Here is a 21,023-nt window from a genome sequence, read left to right as displayed (position 1 = left end):
CATTCATGCCGCTATCCGGCAATTCAGGTTATTCCCAGAAATCACGCGCCGGGTCGAGCACCGGGCGAATGATGCCCGCACGCACCGTAAAGTCGCCGAAGCCTTCACCCGCTTCGCGCTCTTTCGCCCAGCGCCCTACCAGCTCGTCGAGCGAAGCAAGGATCTCCGGCTCGGTGATATTTTCACGATACATTCGTGGAATGCGCGTCCCGCTGCGGTTGCCGCCGATATGCAGGTTATAGCGGCCAGGGGCTTTACCCACCAGGCCAACTTCCGCCAACATCGCGCGGCCGCAGCCGTTCGGGCAACCCGTGACGCGGGTTACGATATGCTCGTCGCCAACGCCGTGCTTGCTCATCACCTCTTCGACCTTGTCGATAAACGACGGCAAGAAACGCTCGGCTTCGGCCATCGCTAACGGACAGGTCGGGAACGACACGCAGGCCATTGAGTTCTCACGCTGCGCCGTGACGGCATTCATCAGGCCATGATCGCGGGCCAGTTTCTCAATCCGCGCTTTCTGATCTTCCGGTACGCTGGCGATGATCAGGTTCTGGTTGGCGGTGATGCGGAATTCACCTTTGTGAATCTTCGCGATCTCCAGCAGGCCAGTTTTTAGCGGGCGGCCCGGATAATCCAGAATACGGCCGTTCTCAATAAACAGCGTCAGGTGCCAGTTATTATCGATACCCTTAACCCAGCCGATGCGGTCGCCGCGGCCGGTAAACTCGTACGGACGAATCGGTTCGAATTTGATCCCGGCACGACGCTCAACTTCCGCCTTGAAGGTCTCCACGCCGACGCGCTCAAGGGTATATTTGGTTTTCGCGTTTTTACGATCGGTACGATTACCCCAGTCGCGCTGGGTGGTCACGACCGCTTCCGCCACTGCCAGGGTATGCTCCAGCGGCAGATAGCCAAACTCGCTGGCGGTACGCGCATAGGTTTTCTTATTACCGTGCTCGATAGACAACCCGCCGCCCACCAGCAGGTTAAAGCCGACAAGCTTGCCGTTTTCCGCTATCGCCACGAAGTTCATATCATTGGCGTGCAGATCGATATCGTTCTGCGGCGGGATCACCACCGTCGTTTTGAATTTACGCGGCAGATAGGTCTGGCCGAGGATCGGTTCCTCGTCGGTGGTGGCGACCTTTTCCTGATCTAACCAGATCTCAGCATAGGCGCGGGTACGCGGCAGCAGATGTTCGGAGATCTTCTTCGCCCACTCGTAGGCTTCGGCGTGCAGCTGCGACTCAAACGGGTTCGAGGTGCACAGCACATTGCGGTTCATGTCGTTGGCGGTCGCCAGCGCGTCCAGGCCAACGGAGTGCAGCATCTGATGCACCGGCTTCACGTTCTTCTTCAGAATACCGTGGAACTGGAAAGTCTGACGGTTGGTCAGACGAATACTACCGTAGATGGTGTTATCCGCGGCGAATTTATCAATCGCCTGCCACTGTTTGGTGGTGATAACGCCGCCCGGCAGACGGCAGCGCAGCAGCATCGCGTGGCGCGGCTCCAGTTTCTGCGCCGCGCGTTCCGCGCGAATATCGCGGTCGTCCTGCTGGTACATACCGTGGAAGCGGATGAGCAGGAAGTTGTCGCCTTTAAAACCGCCGGTCAGGCCGTCATTTAAATCTTCCGCGATGGTGCCGCGCAGGTAGTTGCTCTCGATCTTCATACGCTCGGCGTCGGAGAGTTTACCTTCGACCACCAGCGGGCCAGGATGTTTTTCGCTCATTAGTAGACATCTCGCTGATAACGGCGCTCAACGCGCAGCTCACTTAAAAATTCGTCCGCCGCTTCGGCGTCCATCGCGCCGTATTCGGCAATCACTTCCAGTAACGCCTGCTCGACGTCTTTCGCCATACGATTGGCATCGCCGCAGACATAAATATGGGCGCCGTCGTTAATCCAACGCCACACTTCAGCCCCCTGCTCGCGCAGTTTGTCCTGTACATAGATTTTTTGTTGTTGATCGCGGGACCAGGCCAGGTCGATTCGGCTCAGCACGCCCTCTTTGACGTAGCTCTGCCATTCCACCTGATAGAGGAAATCTTCCGTGAAATGCGGATTGCCGAAGAACAACCAGTTCTTCCCTTCCGCCCCTTCCGCCGCGCGCTGCTGCATAAAGGCGCGGAACGGCGCAATCCCGGTTCCAGGGCCAATCATGATAACCGGGGTTTGCGGGTTAGCAGGCAGACGGAAATTGTCATTGTGTTCGATAAAGATGCGCACTTCGCCATCTTCTTCCACGCGGTCGGCGAGGAAGCTGGACGCGCCGCCGGCGCGAGCGCGGCCTTCGATGTCATAACGCACGACGCCAACGGTAACGTGGACTTCGTTTTCCGCTTCCGCCTGCGAGGACGCAATAGAGTAGAGGCGCGGCGTTAGCGGGCGCAGCAGGCCGATTAAGGCTTCGGCATCCAACTGTGCCGGCGAGAAGCGCACCATATCGACGATAGGCGTCGTCGCGGCATAGTGCTGCAACTGCGCTTTATCGCCGACCAGCGGCAGCAGCGTTTCACTGCGGGTCAGGGTGGCATAGTTCTCAACAATATTGGCGGTATTGACCGTCAGCTCAAAATGCCACTCCAGCGCTTGCGCCAGCGGCAGCGTTTTGCCTTCTACCGTGACCGGTTCATCACCCTTAAGCCACAGCAGCTCCACCAGCTCTTTGACCAGCGCCGGATCGTTCTGATACCACACGCCTAGCGCATCTCCCGGCTGATAACGCAGGCCGGAATCACCCAGATCGATCTCGATATGACGGACATCTTTTTCCGAGTCGCGACCGGTTATTTTCTGATTCACAGCAAGCGTCGCCGTCAGCGGCGCTTCTTTGGTATACGGACTGGTATGAATTTCATTCACTGCGCCGCTGGTAGCAAGCTGGGCAGGCGCTGCCGTCGGCGCACGCGCTTTCAGCACATCCACTACGCGAGCGCGCCATTCCGCCGCCGCGGCTTGATATTCAACGTCGGCGTCAACGCGATCGAGCAGACGTTCGCCGCCCAGTTCGGCCAGTTTGCTATCGAAATCTTTGCCGGACTGGCAGAAAAACTCATAGGAGGTATCGCCGAGACCAAACACCGCGAAGGCGGTGCCATCGAGCTTCGGCGCTTTCTTTGAAAACAAGAATTTATGCAATGCGACGGCCTCTTCCGGCGGCTCACCTTCACCCTGAGTCGACGTCACCACTACCAGCAGTTTTTCACCGGCGATTTGTTTGAATTTATAGTCGCCAGCGTTCACCAGTTTCACGTTCAGCTGCGCGGCCTGTAAATCGTCGCGCAGCGCTTCGGCAACCCGACGCGCGTTGCCGGTCTGCGAAGCGGAAATCAGGGTGATGGCCGGCGCTTCTACCGCCTGAACGGGCGCGCTTACCACGGCGCCGGGCTGCTGATTCAGCATGCCCCAGAAGTAGCCGGACACCCAAGCCAGTTGGGTTGGCGTAAAGTCAGTCGTGGCCGCCTGTAGGCGCGCCAGTTGCTCCGGGTTTAGCGGCAGCAGATTGGAAGGTGGGGCCTGTGTCGTCATGCGTCGTTATGTTCCAGTAAGCAAAGCTGTTATTCACGCCCTGTCAGCGCGACAAAAACAGAAGAGATTGTAAGGTTAACGGCGGGCATACTAACAATTAAAGAAGGGATGGAAATAACAAATAACCAAATGGACTAACCTGTTTTAGTTATAGTTATTAACAACAAAAACGATTAGTTAACCTGTTGAAAAATAATAAATTAAGTCATCAAAACACCACAAAAATGGCGATTTTGCGTTCAGGGCCGTTTTAGTTAATGCTAAAAAATGTACTTTCCGGTACCCTACGGCGGTTTTTTTCGTCCTGTTGAGAGTTAATGATGTCCACCACGCTGTTTAAAGATTTCACCTTCGAAGCCGCCCACCACCTGCCGCACGTACCGAAAGGCCACAAATGCGGTCGCCTGCATGGTCACTCTTTTATGGTGCGTCTGGAGATTACCGGTGAAGTCGATCCCCATACCGGGTGGATCATGGATTTCGCCGAGCTGAAAGCCGCGTTTAAACCGACCTACGATCGTTTAGACCACTATTACCTGAACGATATCCCAGGACTGGAGAACCCAACCAGCGAAGTGCTGGCCAAATGGATTTGGGATCAAATGAAACCGCAGGTTCCTCTGCTGAGCGCGGTAATGGTAAAAGAGACCTGCACCGCAGGCTGCGTCTATCGCGGCGAGTAATGCCCTGTCTATCCGCCATCCGGCTGCTGCCATGGCGGTTTTCTGTTTCATCCCACGCCGTTGGAATCAACGCACCAGATAGCCGCCATCCACCGCCAGAATATGACCGTTAACGTAATCCGAGGCCCGGCTGGCGAGGAACACAACGGCGCCCATTAAATCCTGCGCTTCTCCCCAACGGCCTGCGGGTATATGCGCAAGTACGCGTCGGTTCTCTTTTGGGATACTGCGGGTGATAGCGGTCATGGCAGTTTCGTAATAGCCAGGCGCGATGCCGTTAACCTGAATATTATGCGGGCCCAGCTCATCGCAGTAGGCTTTGGTTAAGCCAGCCAGCGCATGCTTGGTGGCGGCATAGGCCGGCGACCAGCTGCCGCCGAGATAAGAAAACACCGAACAGATATTAATAATCTTACCGCTTCGCCGCGGAACCATAATTTTCGCGGCTTCGTGGCTGAGCTCGAACGCTGCGGTCAGGTTAGTCTCGATCATCGGATCCCAGTCTGTTCGCCCAAAGCGCAGCACCTTATTCAACTGACAAATACCGGCATTGTTCACCAGAATATCAACGGTACCGAAACGTTCGCAGCAGGCGGCGATAATCCGCTGCGGCATACCGCCATCGGTGATATCCGCCAGCATGAATTCCAGCTCAACGCCCTGCTGTTCGATAAGTTTGCGGGTTTGCGTGTGTTCTTCGCGCAGAGCGGGAACAAACAGATTCGCGCCGGCGGTCGCCAGAGCAACGGCAAAAGCCTGCCCCAGGCCGCTATTACCACCGGTAACGATAGCGGTTTTCCCCTTGAGCGAGAAGAAGTCCATAGAGAAGGCAGTGGATGGATCAATTGGCTGCATGGTTAACTCGTTCCTTAAGTCAACGTATCAGCCGCCCGCTTCAGGCGGCTGAATTAATGCGCCAATGATAGCACTGCTGTCATGAAGGCGTATCTCAACCCCGGCGCTGAAATCGAGTGCAAAGATGAATTCATATATGAAGAAGAGAGCTGCCGGGCGGTTAGCAACCAACCCGGCAATGAAAGCGGGTATCAGGCGATGTTCAGGTATTTATGCGTCTGCATGGATAAGCGCCAGTTTCGGGCGATACAGGTCTCAATGCACAGCCGCGTGGCATCTTCTTTTTGGCTAATCGGCTGCAAGGCAATAATACGCGGCTTTTCATCGGCCAGCGTTTCCAGCAGTTCATCCAGCGCTTCGATATCGCGCACGCGGCCAACCGGATGCTTGATTTCATCGGCGCGCTGCAGCGCCTGCGAAAGCACATCATAGCCGCCGCGCATGTTCACTTTCGGCGAGACCGTGACCCAGGTGTTGTGGCTGCAGCGCACTTCATGGGTACCGCTGGTTTCAATCTGGCAGCTGAAACCATGTTGCTCAAGCAGATCGGTCAACGGCGTGAGATCGTGAATACAGGGCTCGCCGCCGGTAATCACGACGTGACGGGCGGTCCATCCCTGACGGCCAATGATCGCCAGCAGATCGTCGCTGGTCGCCGGGCCCCACTTATCGCTCTCTTTGGTTTTAGCGAGGATACTAAATAGAGACACTTCCCGATCGGCCAGCTTATCCCAGGTATGTTTGGTATCGCACCAGGCGCAACCAACCGGGCATCCCTGCAAACGAATAAAAATGGCAGGCACGCCGGTAAAGTAACCCTCGCCTTGCAAGGTCTGGAACATCTCGTTAATCGGGTACTGCATAGTCATCTCTGTTCAGGTGGTAAAAAGGTATTATCGCAGATTCAGGCGCTCAGGTCTTGTCCTCAGCTGCGATTACCAGACCCCATCGTCAGCTTTTCGTAAGCCATCTTTTTATATTAGCTAGCAAACTATAAAATAAGCACAAAATGTATTTACGATATTTTGAGTATTATTTTAGCATGCGCCGCACTTGGTCATTGAATTGGATTATTTATTACTTTCTTCAGATGTATCTGCGCGCGGATAAAGATGTAACAAAGAATGTCTTTGATGATCGTAATGACATTATCCATCGCTGTCCAAAGCAACAAAAAGAAATTATTAATCAACGATGTACAAACCGATACATGAAACAATGAATCTTTTATCTTCGCCCAGGGTCAAATTCAATTCACTTGATTTCCATAGCTTAAAATAAGCTTAAGAAAGCGCTTGTTGCCGCCTGTTTTTATTTAATCTCCGTTTAATTTTCCGCGCCTAGAATCCAGTCGACCAACCATGAGAGACTGCATTCATGAATACATTATTAATTACAGGCGTTACCGGATTTCTGGGTGGAGCGGTATTAGAGAATATCCTCAATAATGAAAATGGGATTAATCTATTGCTCCTGGTGCGAGCCAATAACGATGAAGCGGCTCTGGCCCGGGTGAAGGAAAACCTGCGTAAATTCAATATTGCAGAGGAGAAGCTGGCCGCATTAACCCCCCGGCAGATCCTGCTCGGCGATTTGTCATCACCGGAGACGTTCCTGAGCGACCCGCGTCTGGAGCAGGTCACTCACGTGATCAACAGCGCCGCCGTCGCCTCATTTGGTAATAATCCACTCATCTGGAAAGTGAACGTCGAAGGAACGTTCAAATTTGCCCAACGGATGTCCCGTGTAGCTGGACTACAACGTTTTCTCCACGTCGGCACCGCGATGTCTTGTACCCCGGAGCCAGATTCACTGGTCGCAGAAAGCGCTGAATTCCGCGAGCACGCCGAGCATCTGGTGGAGTATACCCATTCCAAATCGACGATTGAGCGCCTGATGCAGGAGCAATGTCCGACGTTACCGTTAGCCATCGCCCGCCCTTCTATCGTCGTTGGTCATACTCATCACGGTTGCCAGCCCTCAAGCAGCATTTTTTGGGTGTTCAGCATGGGGCTGATGCTGCAAAAATTCCTCTGCTCCCTGGAAGACCGTGTTGACGTGATCCCGGTCGACTACTGCGCCGATGCGCTGCTGATGTTATTACAACGCCCGTTGGCGCGTGGTGAAGTCGTGCATATCTCCGCCGGAGAAGAAAACAGCGTGAAATTTGCGGAAATCGATCGCGCGATGGCCTCAGCGCTGGAGCAGGCTCCGGTAGGCGACCGATACGCGCAGGTCAGCTACGAGACGCTGGTTAAAATGCGCCGTGAGTTGAAGGATATTTTTGGCCCGTGCAACGAGCGCCTGATGCTCAAAGCGATGCGCCTGTATGGCGCCTTCGCGACGCTTAACGTCCGCTTCAGCAATGATAAGCTGCTCAGCCTGGGCATGCCCAAACCGCCGCGCTTCACCGATTATATCGACCGCTGCGTACAAACCACCCGCGGGCTCTCTATCCCGCAGCAGATGGCCGTCGATTTCAAGTAAGTGCAATTAGCAGGTAAAAAAAATGCCAGTCCGCAGACTGGCATTTTTATTTCACAAAAAGTCAGGATTAAGCCTGGCCTTTGATCTCTTTACGACCGTTGTACGGCGCTTTTTCACCCAGCGCTTCTTCGATACGAATCAGCTGGTTGTATTTAGCAACGCGGTCAGAACGGCTCATAGAACCAGTTTTGATCTGGCCTGCAGCGGTACCAACAGCCAGGTCAGCGATGGTAGCGTCTTCAGTTTCGCCAGAACGGTGAGAGATGACAGCGGTGTAGCCAGCGTCTTTCGCCATCTTGATTGCAGCCAGAGTTTCGGTCAGAGAACCGATCTGGTTGAATTTGATCAGGATGGAGTTAGCGATGCCTTTTTCGATGCCTTCTTTCAGGATCTTGGTGTTGGTTACGAACAGATCGTCACCAACCAGCTGGATTTTGTCGCCCAGTACTTTGGTCTGGTATGCGAAACCGTCCCAGTCAGACTCGTCCAGACCATCTTCGATGGAGACGATCGGGTACTGTTTGGTCAGCTCTTCCAGGAAGTGGGTGAACTCTTCAGAAGTGAACGCTTTGTTGCCTTCGCCAGCCAGAACGTATTTACCGTCTTTGTAGAATTCAGAAGCTGCGCAGTCCATCGCCAGAGTGATGTCTTTGCCCAGTTCGTAGCCTGCTGCTTTAACCGCTTCAGCGATAACAGCCAGCGCTTCGGCGTTGGAACCCAGGTTCGGCGCGTAGCCGCCTTCGTCACCAACTGCAGTGTTCATACCTTTGGATTTCAGAACTTTCGCCAGGTGATGGAACACTTCAGAACCCATGCGTACGGCTTCTTTCAGAGTCGGCGCGCCAACCGGCTGAATCATGAATTCCTGGATGTCGACGTTGTTGTCAGCGTGCTCACCACCGTTGATGATGTTCATCATCGGAACCGGCATAGAGTATTTGCCCGGAGTGCCGTTCAGTTCAGCAATGTGTTCGAACAGCGGCTGGCCTTTAGAAGCAGCTGCTGCTTTGGCGTTCGCCAGGGATACCGCCAGGATTGCGTTCGCACCGAAGTTGGATTTGTTTTCAGTACCGTCCAGGTCGATCATGATCTTATCGATGCCAGCTTGATCTTTAGCATCTTTACCCAGGACTGCCTGAGCGATCGGGCCGTTTACCGCAGCAACAGCTTTGGTTACGCCTTTACCCAGGAAACGGGATTTGTCGCCATCGCGCAGTTCCAGCGCTTCGCGGGAACCAGTAGAAGCACCTGACGGAGCAGCTGCCATACCGACGAAACCACCTTCCAGGTGTACTTCGGCTTCAACAGTCGGGTTACCACGGGAGTCGATGATTTCACGACCGATGACTTTAACGATTTTGGACATTAGGTTTTCCTCAGTACAAGTTAAACTAAAACTCCAGACAAACAATGCACCCAATTGGGTGCATTGCCGTTCTAACTCTTTTTACTTCGCCTGACGCTTCTGGTACTCGCTCGCGGCTTTCACAAAGCCGGCAAACAGCGGGTGGCCGTCACGCGGCGTCGAAGTAAATTCCGGGTGGAACTGGCAGGCCACAAACCACGGATGGTTCGGCACTTCGATGATCTCGACCAACTGATCATCCCCGGAACGGCCCGCAACGCGCAGGCCGGCAGCTTCAATCGGTTTCAACAACATGTTGTTGACTTCGTAGCGGTGACGATGGCGCTCGGTGATAGTCGGCTCGCCGTACAGCTGACGGACCAGTGAATCATCACCCAGCTGGCACTGCTGCGCGCCAAGGCGCATGGTGCCGCCGAGGTCGCTCTTCTCGGAACGAACTTCAACGTTGCCTTCTTCGTCACGCCATTCGGTAATCAGCGCCACCACCGGGTACTTACAGTCTGGCACAAATTCCGTAGAGTTGGCGTTTTCCATGCCCGCTACGTTGCGCGCGAACTCAATCAGCGCAACCTGCATACCCAGGCAGATACCCAGATATGGAATATTGTTCTCACGCGCATAGCGCGCGGTGGCGATCTTACCTTCAACGCCGCGGTAGCCGAAGCCGCCCGGGATGAGGATCGCGTCCAAATCTTTAAGGATTTCGACGCCGCGCGTTTCAACATCTTGCGAATCGATAAGCTTGATGTTGACGGTCACGCGGTTTTTCAGACCACCGTGTTTCAGCGCTTCAATCACCGATTTGTAGGCATCCGGCAGTTCAATGTACTTACCAACCATACCAATGGTGACTTCGCCTGCCGGGTTAGCTTCTTCATAGATTACCTGTTCCCATTCGGCCAGGTTTGCTTCCGGACAAGTTAAGCTGAATCGTTTACAAATATAATCGTCCAGCCCCTGAGATTTCAACAGGCCTGGAATTTTATAAATGGAATCGACGTCTTTCAGAGAAATCACAGCCTTTTCCGGGACGTTACAGAACAATGCAATTTTTGCACGTTCGTTGGCCGGAACCGCGCGATCGGAGCGGCAAATCAGGATATCTGGCTGGATACCGATGGAGAGCAGCTCTTTAACAGAGTGCTGAGTCGGTTTAGTTTTGACTTCACCCGCCGCCGCCATGTATGGCACCAGGGTCAAGTGCATGAACAGGGTATGCTCACGGCCGATTTCTACCGCCATCTGGCGAATAGCTTCGAGGAACGGCAGGGATTCGATATCGCCTACGGTACCGCCGATTTCAACCAGCACCACGTCATGGCCTTCGCCGCCAGCCAGTACGCGCTCTTTGATGGCGTTGGTGATGTGCGGGATAACCTGTACGGTTGCGCCCAGATAGTCGCCACGGCGCTCTTTACGCAGAACGTCGGAGTAGATTCGACCGGTGGTGAAGTTGTTGCGGCGAGTCATCTTGGTGCGGATGAAACGCTCGTAGTGACCCAGGTCCAGATCGGTTTCAGCGCCGTCTTCAGTAACGAACACTTCCCCGTGCTGGATTGGGCTCATGGTGCCCGGATCGACGTTGATGTACGGATCCAGTTTCATGATAGTTACATTGAGCCCACGGGCTTCAAGAATGGCTGCCAGGGAAGCTGCGGCAATGCCTTTACCCAGAGAGGATACGACCCCGCCGGTCACAAAAATATAGTTCGTTGTCATGCTGAACCTGAGAAGTTAGGGTAAAACGATGGAATAACCAGGACGGGAAAGTAGTATACCCGAACATGCGTGACGCCACAAACTTTCATTCTCCCCTCCTCTTCTTTCTACCAGCCGCACCTGCGTTGCGACTCGAACAACTCGAAGAGGCAGGCTACATGGTGTTTCAACAACATAACGGAATGAGAAAATAGCCGCTTTTGGCGAAATGTTTTTGACGTAAATCAAGCGCTTGTTATTTATAAAATCACACAAATAGCGCTTGATCACGAAAACTCGTTAGAGATCAGTTTCCTGGCGTTTTACTTCCTGCCACACTTCTTCCATGGTTTCGAGGTCAACGCCGGTCATTTCCAGACCTCTGGCGGCGACAATACGCTCAACTTCGCGGAAGCGGCGCTCAAATTTGAGGTTCGCTTTCTGCAATGCGACCTCGGCTTTAACCCCTAAATGACGGGACAAATTCACCGTGGCGAACAGCAAATCGCCCACTTCTTCCTCAAGTTTAGCTTCATCAACCACCGCCTGCTGCGCTTCATGCATGACTTCATCTATCTCTTCATGCACTTTATCGAGCACCGGGCCAAGCGAGGTCCAGTCAAAGCCCACCGCCGAGCAGCGACGCTGAATTTTATGCGCGCGCATCAGCGCCGGCAGGCTATGCGGAATATCATCCAGCGCCGAGTGTTGCGCCTTTTCCGCTCGTTCCGCGCTCTTAATCTGCTCCCAGCGCGCCAGCACTTCCGCACTGTTCCCGGCCGAAGCATCGCCAAAGATATGCGGATGACGACGTTCCAGTTTGTCGCTGATGGCGGCGCAGATATCGTTGAAATCAAAACGCCCTTCTTCCTGCGCCATCTGCGCATAGAACACCACCTGGAATAACAGATCGCCAAGCTCGCCGCGCAGATCGTCAAAATCTTCGCGCGCAATGGCGTCCAGCACTTCATAGGTCTCTTCAAGGGTGTAAGGGGCGATAGTGGCAAAGGTCTGTTCTTTATCCCACGGGCAGCCGTTTTCCGGGTCGCGCAGGCGGCGCATGATGCCTAGCAGGCGGTCAATTTGAGTCATGTAACAATCCTGGAAATTTAAAATAGTAGGCCGGATAAGGCATCTATGCCTTATCCGGCCTACAGACGAATTAACCGCCGTGCAGACGACGCGCGTCGATCACATCCGGCACCTGGTTCAGCTTGCCGAGCACCCGGCCCAACACCTGCAGGTTGTAGATTTCAATGGTCATATCGATGGTCGCCAGCTGCTGTTTCGTATCGCTGCGGCTGGCCACGCCCAGCACGTTCACCTTCTCGTTGGCAAGAATAGTGGTAATGTCGCGCAGCAGGCCGCTGCGGTCGTTGGCGACTACGCGCACCACCAGCGAATATCCAGCCGAATAGCTCTCGCCCCATACCGCATCAACGATGCGTTCCGGCGCGTGAGACTGCAGCTCAGCCAGCTGATCGCAGTCGGCGCGGTGTACTGAAATCCCGCGCCCCTGGGTGATAAAGCCGACGATTTCGTCGCCGGGGATCGGCTGGCAGCAGCGGGCAATGTGATGCATCAGATTGCCGACGCCCTCAACCACCACCCGGCCATTGTCTTTGCTGCGGTTCTGCGGGGTGTAGGTTTTTTGCTGCAGTTGCTTCAGCGCGGCCGCATCCTGCTCGGCGGCGCTCGGTTTGTTGAACTGCGCCTGCAGGAAGTTGACCATCTGGTTAAGGCGAACATCGCCGCCGCCGATAGCCGCCAGCAGTTCATCCAGTTCATTAAAGTTGTAGCGCGGCAGCAGATGTTTCTCGGCATCCTTCAGGCTGATGCCCAGATGCTCGAGCTCATCGTCAAGGATCTGCCGCCCGGCGAGAATGTTTTTATCGCGATCCTGTTTACGGAACCAGGCGTGAATTTTGGAGCGTCCACGGCTGGTGGTCACGTAGCCAAGGTTCGGGTTCAGCCAGTCGCGGCTTGGGTTCGGCTGCTTCTGGGTGATTATCTCAATCTGATCGCCCATCTGCAGCTGATAGGTGAACGGCACAATGCGCCCGCCAATTTTGGCGCCGATGCAGCGGTGCCCGACATCGCTATGGATATGGTAGGCAAAGTCGAGCGGAGTTGAGCCCGCCGGCAGATCAACCACGTCGCCCTTCGGCGTAAACACGTAGACCCGGTCGTCGAAGACCTGGCTGCGCACTTCATCGAGCATTTCGCCGGAATCGGCCATCTCTTCCTGCCAGGCGATCAGCTTACGCAGCCAGGCGATACGGTCTTCATGGCCGCGACCGCCGCTCGCCCCGGCGCTGGCGCCCTCTTTATACTTCCAGTGCGCCGCCACGCCGAGCTCGGCGTCTTCATGCATCTGTTTGGTGCGAATTTGGATCTCAACCGTTTTCCCGCCCGGCCCAAGCACCACGGTGTGAATAGACTGGTAGCCGTTCGGTTTCGGGTTGGCGACGTAATCATCAAATTCGTCAGGCAGATGACGATAGTGGGTATGCACGATCCCCAGCGCCGCGTAGCAATCCTGCAAACGTTCAGCGACGATACGTACCGCGCGCACGTCAAACAGCTCATCAAAAGCGAGATGCTTCTTCTGCATTTTGCGCCAGATGCTATAGATATGCTTCGGACGCCCGTATACCTCAGCCTTCACGCCTTCATTTTTCATTTCTGAACGCAGGTGGCCGACGAACTCATCGATGTAATGTTCGCGGTCGATACGGCGTTCGTGCAGCAACTTAGCAATACGCTTATATTCGGCTGGATGCAGGTAACGGAAGCAGTAGTCTTCCAGTTCCCACTTCAGTTGACCGATGCCTAAGCGGTTCGCCAGCGGCGCATAGATGTTGGTACACTCTTTTGCTGCCAGTACGCGCTCATCTTCGGGTTCATCTTTTACCTCGCGCAGGTGAGCGATACGTTCCGCAAGCTTGATAACCACGCAGCGGAAATCATCGACCATCGCCAGCAGCATGCGGCGAATATTGTCGACCTGTTCTGAGGAGACGGTGTCGGTGTGCGTGGCTTTAAGCTGGCGAATCGCCGCCATATCACGCACGCCGTGAATCAGGGTAACGACGGATTTGCCGACGCTCTCTTGCAGGACCTCTTCGCTGACGACGTTGCCGTCCGCCAGCGGAAACAGTAAAGCGGCCCGCAAGGTATCGATATCCATATTGAGCATGGAGAGAATTTCTACCATCTCCACGCCGCGCCAAAGCAGGAGATCCGCCTGCGGGTGTCCCTGCGTTGTTACGCGACAATAATCCCAGGTCTCGGCTAAGCGCTCACACGACTGCTGGCTGGAAATCCCCAGACTCGCGATCCATTTCTTCGGGTCAAACTCACCAGCTTTATTAAGATGTGCACTTCTTACCGCAACCATTGTCCTCTCCTTAAGGGACTCAGCCTACCGAAGTCAGCAAGCCGTATTTTATACCCGTCATACTTCATCCTTCAGTCCACACCGCCATCAGGCATCTTCACTGTCGCCTCGATGCGGGCTGAACAATTTTATGTAAGCTCGCGCTCAAACAATACTATCGATTCCAGGTGCCCGGTGTGCGGGAACATGTCCAGCATCGCCAGACGTTGAATGCGATATCCCGCCTGAAGCAACGCTTCGCTATCGCGCGCCAGCGTCGCCGGGTTACATGAAACATAGACCATCCGCCGCGGTGCCAGCTTGATAATATGCGCCATCACGCCCGGCGCCCCGGCTCTTGCCGGGTCGAGAAGAATTTTATCAAAGCCATGCTTCGCCCAGGCCTGCCGGGTAACATCTTCTTCCAGGTTTTCATGAAAGAAAGTCACGTTCTGCAATTCATTGAGGGCGGCATTTTCCCGCCCCTTTGCCACCAGCGCGGGTACGCCTTCGACGCCCACCACGCTCGCCGCCGCTTTGGCCAGCGGCAGGGTGAAATTGCCCATACCGCAAAACAGATCCAGAACGCGGTCCTGCGGCTGAATATCTAACCAGGCCAGCGCCGTACGCACCATTTTCTGGTTTACGCCATCGTTTACCTGGATAAAATCGCGCGGACTGAACACTAAGCGTAGTCCGTCTGACGTGTACCATGGTTCATCGCCGCGAATATGTTCAAGTATCTCGCTTTGCGGCGCGAGGTACAGGGATAGACCGTGAGTTTGCGAAAAACGTTCCAGTTTTTCTTTATCCGCCGCCGTCAGCGCGGCGGTATGGCGTAAAACCATCAGCGGGCCATTATCCGCCTGCACCAGTTCAACGTGACCAAGTTGACGTTGTGATTGCAGGCTGGTTAAACACTCGCGCACCGCGGGTAACAACGCCTCAAGTTGAGGCACCAAAACGGGGCACTGCACCACATCGATGATTTCGCTGGAGTTGGCCTTGCGAAAACCCATCTGCAGTTGTTGGGTCTTTGGCTGATAATTCAAGCTCAAACGCGCCCGACGCCGGTAGCCCCAGGGTTCAGCGGCTATAATGTCGTCAACGTCACGTTTCATCAGGCGGGAGAGCGCGGCGCGCTTGCTTTGCTGCTGTAGTTCAATGCTCGCATGTTGCTGCTGACATCCGCCGCAGACGCCGAAATGCGGGCAGCGTGGCGCAACGCGCTGTGGACTGTCGTTGAGGCGGCGTTTAACCTGAGCGCGGGCATACTGTTTTTTATCCTCTACCAGCACGACTTCCGCCTGCTCTTGCGGCAACAGGCCGGGGATAAACAGCGCCTTACCCTGATGACGGGCTACGCCCTGGCCAAAGGGATCAAGGTCATTTACCGTCACGGTTATGATCTGGCGCGTCGTCACACGCCGTTTTGCAGAGTAGAATTGCGCCATCGTAGAGGATTATCTCAAAAATATACTGACTCTATACATGAAATCATTCGGGCTACCAATGCAGAAGCCGTCTGAAGGTTGATATGTATATTCTCCCATAATGGAACCGCATGACCAACTACAGCCTACGTGCTCGCATGATGATTCTTATTCTGGCGCCGACCGTTTTGATTGGTCTGCTGCTCAGTATTTTCTTCGTTGCCCACCGCTATAACGACCTGCAGCGGCAGTTGGAAGATGCCGGCGCCAGTATTATCGAACCGCTGGCGGTATCCAGTGAGTACGGCATGAATTTGCAAAATCGCGAGGCGATCGGCCAACTTATCAGCGTGCTTCACCGCCGCCATTCCGATATCGTGCGGGCTATTTCTATTTATGATGCTAAAAACCGGCTGTTCGTTACCTCTAACTTCCAGCTCGATCCGCGGGAAATACAGCTCCCGCGCGGCGCGCCCTTCCCTCGCCGGCTGAGCGTCACCCGCCACGGCGATATCATGGTGCTGCGCACGCCTATTGTGTCAGAAAGCTATCTGCCCGATGAGTCGCCGGAAAGCGATGCTAAAATGCCGGACAATATGCTCGGCTATGTGGCGCTGGAGCTCGACCTTAAATCTGTGCGCCTGCAGCAGTACAAAGAGATATTTATCTCAAGCGTCATGATGCTGTTTTGTATCGGCATTGCGCTGATTTTCGGCTGGCGCCTGATGCGCGACGTGACCGGACCGATTCGTAATATGGTCAACACCGTTGACCGCATCCGCCGCGGCCAGTTGGATAGCCGCGTTGAAGGTTTTATGCTCGGCGAGTTGGATATGCTGAAAAACGGCATTAACTCGATGGCGATGTCGCTGGCGGCCTACCACGAGGAGATGCAGCACAATGTCGATCAGGCGACCTCGGATCTGCGCGAAACGCTGGAGCAGATGGAGATTCAGAACGTCGAGCTGGATCTGGCGAAAAAGCGCGCCCAGGAGGCCGCGCGCATCAAGTCCGAGTTCCTTGCCAATATGTCGCACGAGCTACGAACTCCGCTTAACGGCGTGATTGGCTTTACCCGCCTGACCTTGAAAACCGATCTCAACGCTACCCAGCGCGACCACCTGACCACCATCGAACGTTCGGCGAATAATCTGCTGGCCATTATCAATGACGTGCTGGATTTCTCCAAGCTCGAAGCGGGCAAGCTGATTCTGGAAAGCATTCCTTTCCTGCTGCGTAATACCCTGGATGAAGTGGTGACCTTGCTGGCACACTCGGCGCACGATAAAGGCCTTGAGCTCACCCTCAACATTAAAAGCGATGTCCCGGATAATGTGATTGGCGATCCGCTGCGCCTGCAGCAGGTGATCACCAATCTGGTGGGTAACGCGATTAAATTCACCGAACACGGCAACATTGATGTGCTGGTTGAACAGCGGGCGATGAGCAATTCGCGAGTACAAATCGAAGTACAGATTCATGATACCGGCATCGGCATTCCAGAGCGCGATCAGTCGCGGTTGTTCCAGGCCTTCCGTCAGGCCGATGCCAGTATCTCACGCCGCCACGGCGGCACCGGCCTGGGGCTGGTTATCACTCAGCGGCTGGTCAAAGAGATGGGCGGCGATATCTCATTCCATAGTCAGCCGAACCGCGGTTCCACCTTCTGGTTCCATATCAGCCTTGACCTGAATCCGAACGCTATTACCGACGGTTTCGATACCCATTGCCTGGCGGGCAAGAAGCTGGCCTACATTGAAGCCAATACCACCGCTGCGCAAAGCACGATGGAACTGCTGGCAACCACACCGCTGGAAGTGGTCTACAGCCCGACGCTGTCAGCGCTGCCGGATGCGCACTACGATATTTTACTGGCCGGTATTCCGGTGTCGATGCGCGATCTCAGCAACCAGCGGGAAAAACTGGTCCGCGCTTGCTCACTTTCCGATACCCTGGTGCTGGGGCTGCCTTGCCACGCGCAGGTTAGCGCCGAAGAGCTGAAAAGAAACGGTGTTACCGCCTGCCTGCTTAAACCATTGACCTCCACGCGGCTTTTCCCGGTGCTGATGGCCTCTTGCCGCGCGCAGCCGCCGGTGCCACAGCCCTATATCGATAGTGATAAACTGGCGATGACGGTAATGGCGGTAGATGATAACCCGGCCAACCTCAAGCTTATTGGCGCGCTGCTGGACGATCTGGTGCAGCATGTCATTCTGTGCGATAGCGGCCAGGATGCCGTAGAGCAGGCCAAACAGTCGCAGTTGGATCTCATTCTGATGGATATTCAAATGCCGGATATGGACGGCATTCGCGCCTGTGAATTGATCCGCCATCTCCCGCATCAGCAGCAGACCCCGGTGATCGCGGTGACCGCCCACGCCCTTGAGGGGCAGCGCGAGAAACTGCTGGCCGCCGGGATGAACGATTATCTGGCGAAGCCGATTGAAGAAGATAAGCTTAGCACCCTGCTGTTGCGCTATCAGCCCGGCATGCACGTCGCCGCGTCGCAATTAGCCGAACCGGTGGAGCCGGTTATCGATCATAACGTCACTCTCAACTGGCAGCTGGCGCTGCGTCAGGCTGCCATGAAACCAGACCTCGCGCGGGAGATGCTGCAAATGCTGCTCGCCTTTATGCCGGAGGTGCGCAATAAAGTTGAAGAACAGCTGGTTGGCGAAACGCCGGAAGGGTTGCTGGATTTAATTCATAAACTGCACGGCAGCTGCAGCTATAGCGGCGTACCGCGGCTGAAAAAACTGTGCCATACCCTTGAAAGCCAGTTGCGCGCAGGTACCGCGCCGGAAGAGCTGGAGCCGGAACTGCTGGAACTGTTAGACGAGATGGATAACGTCGCCCGCGAAGCGTGCAAGATGGGAGTGTAAACCCCGGATAGCGGCGCTACGCGTCTTATCCGGGCTACGATCCGGTACTCGGTTGGTAGCCCCGGTAAGCGTAAGCGCCGCCGGGGAGGGTTCCCGGATAAGGCGCTACGTGCCTTATCCGGGCTACCAATACCACTGCCCCGGCCAGGTTACCGCTTGCCGCCCATCTCTAATACCGCCGCCACGTTACGTGCCGTCATCCGCACGTTGGCGGCGGCGTTCGCCAGCGCCTCGTCCAGGGTACAGACGGAATAGAGCACGCTAAAGACGGCATCGAGGCCATGCTGATGCACGACGCCAACATCGGCGGTCAGGCTGCCGGCAATCCCAATCACCGGCACGTTGAAGCGTTTCGCAACCTTCGCCACCCCCACCGGTACCTTGCCGTGAATGGTCTGGCTGTCGATGCGACCTTCGCCGGTAATTACTAAATCGGCATCAGCCACTAAATCCGCCAACCCTAGCGCATCGGTCACAATCTCAATTCCCGGACGTAGGTTAGCGCCGCAAAACGCATACAACGCCGCCCCCATACCACCCGCCGCCCCTCCCCCTTCCAGGCTCAGCACGTCAATATCTAAATCACGGTCGATAATCTGCGCAAAGTGTTGCAGGCCGCGGTCAAGACGCTCAATCATCGCCGCCGTCGCCCCTTTTTGCGGGCCAAACACCGCGCTTGCGCCCTGCGGGCCGGTTAACGGATTGGTAACGTCGCAGGCGACATCAATCCGGCAATCCGCCAATCTTGGATCCAGTTCACTGAGATCGATCCGCGCCAGCGTCTCCAGCGCGCCGCCGCCCGGCGCAATTTGCTGTTGCCCGGCGCTCAACAGTTTTGCCCCCAGCGCCTGCGCCATGCCGGCGCCGCCGTCATTGGTCGCACTGCCGCCGATGCCAATAATAATCTGCGAAACCCCCGCATCCAACGCGTGACGAATCAGCTCGCCGGTTCCCCAGGAGGTAGTCAGTAGCGGATTACGTCGCGTGGGCGGCACGCTTTCCAGTCCGCTGGCTGCCGCCATTTCGATATAGGCGCAGCGCATATCGCCGGAGAGGCCGTAAAAGGCGTTGACCGGCTCGCCAAGCGGCCCGGTAACGCTGACCTGTACGATATGCCCTTGAGTCGCGGCCACCATCGCCTCAACGGTACCCTCGCCGCCGTCGGCAACCGGGACTTTAACGTACTCCGCATGGGGATAAATTTCGCGGAACCCCGTTTCTATCGCGGTGGCGACGTCCAGCGCACTCAGGCTCTCTTTGTAAGAATCCGGCGCGATCACTATCTTCATAAGTGTCCTTAATATGAATAACCCCGGCGACCGGCAGTTGCCGACCCTTACAGGGTCGGCGTTATCTTAGCGAACCATGCAAGGACGTTTGTTATCAAAGGTCCAGTTCGGGATTAAATATTGCATCGCCATGGCGTCATCACGCGCGCCCAGGCCATGTTTCTTATATAGCTCATTAGCCTGCATCACGCGGTCCATATCCAGCTCAACGCCCAGACCCGGCATCGCCGGCACCTGCACCATACCGCCTTTGATTTCAAACGGCTGTTTGGTCAGACGCTGGTTGCCCTCCTGCCAGATCCAGTGGGTATCGATAGCGGTAATTTTACCCGGCGCCGCCGCGGCAACATGGGTAAACATCGCCAGCGACACGTCGAAGTGATTATTAGAGTGCGAACCCCAGGTCAGGCCGAATTCATGACACATCTGCGCCACGCGTACCGACCCTTGCATGGTCCAGAAGTGCGGGTCCGCCAGCGGAATATCCACCGATTGTAGCGACAGCGTATGGCCCATCTGCCGCCAGTCGGTGGCGATCATGTTGGTCGCGGTCGGCAGCCCGGTCGCCCGACGGAATTCAGCCATCACTTCGCGGCCGGAGAAACCTTGTTCAGCGCCGCAAGGATCTTCCGCATAGGCCAGCACGCCTTTCAGCTGTTTACCTATCTGGATGGCTTCATCCAGCAACCAGGCGCCGTTCGGGTCGAGGGTCACGCGCGCATCAGGGAAACGCTTCGCCAGCGCGCTAATCGCTTCGGCTTCTTCAAAACCGGCCAACACCCCGCCCTTCAGTTTAAAGTCATTGAAGCCATATTTTTCGTAAGCGGCTTCCGCCAGACGAACCACAGCCTCCGGCGTCATCGCCTCTTCATGACGAATACGATACCAGTCGCACTGTTCATCCGGCTGGCTTTGATAAGCCAGCGGCGTCGCGTGGCGGTTACCGACAAAGAACAGGTAGCCCAGCATTTCGACTTCGCTCCGCTGCTGACCGTCGCCAAGCAGAGAAGCAACGTTCACGCCCAGATGCTGGCCCAGCAGATCCAGCAGCGCCGCTTCAATCCCGGTCACCACGTGAATGGTCGTGCGCAGATCGAAGGTTTGCAGGCCGCGGCCGCCGGCATCGCGATCGGCAAACTGGTTACGCACGGCGCTCAGCACATTTTTGTACTCGCCCAGCGTTTTACCCACCACCAACGGCGCGGCGTCTTCCAGGGTCTGGCGGATCTTTTCGCCGCCGGGGATTTCGCCAACGCCCGTGTGCCCGGAGTTATCTTTGATGATAACGATATTACGGGTGAAGTACGGCGCGTGCGCGCCGCTCAGGTTCATCAGCATGCTGTCATGCCCGGCGACCGGGATAACCTGCATAGCGGTCACAATTGGCGTTGAAGATGATGTAGTCATAGCG

Annotated in this window: 14 protein-coding genes; 3 read left to right on the top strand and 11 right to left on the bottom strand. The window is 55.5% G+C overall.

Annotated elements, in window-relative coordinates:
- Positions 1–28 precede the first annotated feature (28 nt).
- On the bottom strand, positions 29–1,741 hold the full coding sequence (gene cysI, locus ABLU78_RS15825) for an assimilatory sulfite reductase (NADPH) hemoprotein subunit (RefSeq protein WP_015369975.1): 1,713 nt from the start codon (positions 1,739–1,741) through the stop codon (positions 29–31).
- Positions 1,741–3,540, bottom strand: coding sequence for an NADPH-dependent assimilatory sulfite reductase flavoprotein subunit (cysJ, locus tag ABLU78_RS15820; RefSeq protein ID WP_048229373.1), 1,800 nt, complete (start codon positions 3,538–3,540; stop codon positions 1,741–1,743). The genes cysI and cysJ overlap by 1 nt, the downstream gene beginning before the upstream one ends.
- Positions 3,541–3,857: 317 nt before the next feature.
- On the opposite strand from cysJ, the gene queD reads away from it, so the two are divergent.
- The gene (queD, locus tag ABLU78_RS15815) at positions 3,858–4,223 is read left to right on the top strand and encodes a 6-carboxytetrahydropterin synthase QueD (RefSeq protein WP_162866946.1); all 366 of its coding nucleotides are present in this window, start codon (positions 3,858–3,860) and stop codon (positions 4,221–4,223) included.
- Between the two features lie 66 nt (positions 4,224–4,289).
- On the opposite strand, the gene ABLU78_RS15810 is transcribed toward queD, so the two are convergent.
- A complete protein-coding gene (locus ABLU78_RS15810) occupies positions 4,290–5,078 on the bottom strand; it encodes an SDR family oxidoreductase (RefSeq protein WP_015703303.1) in 789 nt (262 codons plus the stop codon).
- Positions 5,079–5,269: 191 nt separating this feature from the next.
- Positions 5,270–5,941, bottom strand: coding sequence for a 7-carboxy-7-deazaguanine synthase QueE (queE, locus tag ABLU78_RS15805; protein ID WP_015369971.1), 672 nt, complete (start codon positions 5,939–5,941; stop codon positions 5,270–5,272).
- A gap of 514 nt (positions 5,942–6,455) precedes the next feature.
- Here queE and ABLU78_RS15800 point away from each other — a divergent pair.
- Positions 6,456–7,565, top strand: coding sequence for an SDR family oxidoreductase (locus tag ABLU78_RS15800; RefSeq protein WP_020078059.1), 1,110 nt, complete (start codon positions 6,456–6,458; stop codon positions 7,563–7,565).
- A gap of 67 nt (positions 7,566–7,632) precedes the next feature.
- Here the strand turns inward: ABLU78_RS15800 and eno are convergent, their stop codons facing one another.
- The 5 genes from eno to rlmD form a co-directional block, all read right to left on the bottom strand.
- Positions 7,633–8,931 (bottom strand): phosphopyruvate hydratase, encoded by a 1,299-nt coding sequence (gene eno, locus ABLU78_RS15795; protein WP_015369968.1) that lies wholly within the window; start codon positions 8,929–8,931, stop codon positions 7,633–7,635.
- An 81-nt stretch (positions 8,932–9,012) separates the two neighbouring features.
- The gene (gene pyrG / locus ABLU78_RS15790; RefSeq protein ID WP_015703305.1) at positions 9,013–10,650 is read right to left on the bottom strand and encodes a glutamine hydrolyzing CTP synthase; all 1,638 of its coding nucleotides are present in this window, start codon (positions 10,648–10,650) and stop codon (positions 9,013–9,015) included.
- Positions 10,651–10,929: 279 nt separating this feature from the next.
- Positions 10,930–11,721: a nucleoside triphosphate pyrophosphohydrolase gene (gene mazG / locus ABLU78_RS15785; RefSeq protein WP_015703306.1), complete on the bottom strand. Its 792-nt coding sequence runs from the start codon at positions 11,719–11,721 to the stop codon at positions 10,930–10,932.
- Positions 11,722–11,791: 70 nt separating this feature from the next.
- Positions 11,792–14,029, bottom strand: coding sequence for a GTP diphosphokinase (relA, locus tag ABLU78_RS15780; protein WP_048229375.1), 2,238 nt, complete (start codon positions 14,027–14,029; stop codon positions 11,792–11,794).
- Positions 14,030–14,157: 128 nt separating this feature from the next.
- Positions 14,158–15,462, bottom strand: coding sequence for a 23S rRNA (uracil(1939)-C(5))-methyltransferase RlmD (gene rlmD, locus ABLU78_RS15775; RefSeq protein WP_045367347.1), 1,305 nt, complete (start codon positions 15,460–15,462; stop codon positions 14,158–14,160).
- Between the two features lie 110 nt (positions 15,463–15,572).
- On the opposite strand from rlmD, the gene barA reads away from it, so the two are divergent.
- Positions 15,573–18,323, top strand: coding sequence for a two-component sensor histidine kinase BarA (gene barA, locus ABLU78_RS15770; RefSeq protein ID WP_048229377.1), 2,751 nt, complete (start codon positions 15,573–15,575; stop codon positions 18,321–18,323).
- A gap of 149 nt (positions 18,324–18,472) precedes the next feature.
- On the opposite strand, the gene ABLU78_RS15765 is transcribed toward barA, so the two are convergent.
- Positions 18,473–19,612: a glycerate kinase gene (locus ABLU78_RS15765; protein WP_015703309.1), complete on the bottom strand. Its 1,140-nt coding sequence runs from the start codon at positions 19,610–19,612 to the stop codon at positions 18,473–18,475.
- A gap of 66 nt (positions 19,613–19,678) precedes the next feature.
- Positions 19,679–21,019, bottom strand: coding sequence for a glucarate dehydratase (gudD, locus tag ABLU78_RS15760; RefSeq protein WP_048229379.1), 1,341 nt, complete (start codon positions 21,017–21,019; stop codon positions 19,679–19,681).
- Positions 21,020–21,023 lie beyond the last annotated feature (4 nt).

It is taken from the genome of Klebsiella sp. JN_Kp122 (assembly GCF_040062085.1).
In the GTDB taxonomy this organism is placed as follows: domain Bacteria; phylum Pseudomonadota; class Gammaproteobacteria; order Enterobacterales; family Enterobacteriaceae; genus Klebsiella; species Klebsiella aerogenes.
Note: the sequence above shows the minus strand (reverse complement) of the source record. Positions and strands in the feature narration are given on the sequence as shown.